Source organism: Hymenobacter agri (genome assembly GCF_054778495.1).
On the sequence record NZ_BAAGZM010000867.1, the window covers coordinates 1 to 1,358 of the forward strand.

The 1,358-nt window shown below is 60.8% G+C and carries 2 protein-coding genes; both read left to right on the forward strand.

Translation table 11 applies throughout. The features are described 5' to 3' along the window. The first annotated feature begins 197 nt into the window (after window positions 1–197). Complete coding sequence (locus tag ACYVDE_RS22925) at window positions 198–638, forward strand: hypothetical protein (protein WP_460503849.1); 441 nt, start codon at window positions 198–200, stop codon at window positions 636–638. A gap of 90 nt (window positions 639–728) precedes the next feature. Further along, a partial coding sequence (locus tag ACYVDE_RS22930; RefSeq protein WP_460503850.1) for a DUF4140 domain-containing protein occupies window positions 729–1,358 on the forward strand: 630 nt, incomplete at its 3' end.

A 1,358-nucleotide genomic window follows, 5' to 3' on the forward strand; every position in this document is an offset into this window, starting at 1 on the left:
TAAGTGCCTCGGCACTGGCCGGTGTCAAGTACCGATGAGCCGTTGCAAAGGCTGGAGCGTGTAAGAACCCCTTGCTGGCGCGCGTCGCAGACGCACGCCAGCGGCCGGCGCCCAGCCGCTGCCGCGCAACGGCTTTCTTCGGCCTGTTCATTTCGCCAGACTGTAGCCTGCCTAACTATTCTTGCTATCCTAACAACATGCGCTTCAAATTAACAATGCTACTCTGCGTATTGCAGGCCGGTTTGCTGGTAAGCTGCGGCGAGGATGAGCAGGAGGCAATGGCGCGCCTGCAGGCTTTCAACTACCGGCAGGTGAAATACTGCGAGGTAACGCATGTTGATACCACTACCCAAGAATCGACATTTTACATCAGGAAAAGCGCTGAAATCAGTGCCCTGGCCGATGCGCTAAAGAGGTCATACATAACCGACTGGGAAAGCACGCCAGCTAAATACGGCGTGGAAGTATATGCCATAGATTCCTACATGGCTGATGGTACCAGCAATAGAGTGGACGTATTGAAAACCATCTACGGCTATCCCATAATCCAATCATACGGTGGCTTTATTATTAGAAATGATTCCATACTGAACCTATTAAAGCGCTATGAGTCCTCTGAGCAGCGGTCTGCGGATTGAAAAGGGGTAATTACTGTCTATCAGCACGCCAGCCAGAGCTGTGCGGCGGCTATCTTCGACCGGCTCATTCCACAACCACCTGCCCCGAACATGCCCCACCGCTACTTGCTGCTCCTGCTACTGCCCGTGCTGCTGCTGGCCCGCCCCGCCGCCGCCCAAACCAACCCGGCCAGCACCCGGCCGCCGCTGGTGAGCGCCACGGTATACCTCAACGGCACCACTCTGGAGCACCGGGGCGACGTGCTGCTGGCCCCCGGCCTGAACCGCGTGGTGGTGAACGGCCTCTCGCCCCTGTTCAACGAGGAAAACATGGAAGTACAGCTTGGCGACGGGGCCGAGCTGCAAAGCGTGGGCGGCGAAAATGACCTCGCCGACGACGAAGCCGCCGAGCCAGCCCCCCGCACCAAAGCTCAGACCGACAGCCTGGCCCGCACCCAGGCCGCCGTGCGCCGCGCCGAAGCCGAGCTGCAAGGGCTGGCTCAGGAAAAAGCCTTCCTGCTGGCCAACCAAACCCTGCCCACCGGCACCCAGGCCAACTGGAGCGCAGAAGTGCAGAAAGGCGCGGCCCTAATGCGCACCCGCCTACCGGCCATCCAGCTCGAAACCGAGCGCCTCACCACCCGCCTGCAGGCCCTCAAGGAAAGCATCGCAGCCCAGCAGGCCGCCCCCGGCACCGGCCCCAAGCTGGCCGATACCCAGCAGGTGCTGCTGGTGCGGGCC

Excerpts from the sequence above, each read along its gene's own strand:
- ACYVDE_RS22925 (WP_460503849.1), top strand. The coding sequence starts at position 198 with ATGCGCTTCAAATTAACAATGCTACTCTGCGTATTGCAGGCCGGTTTG.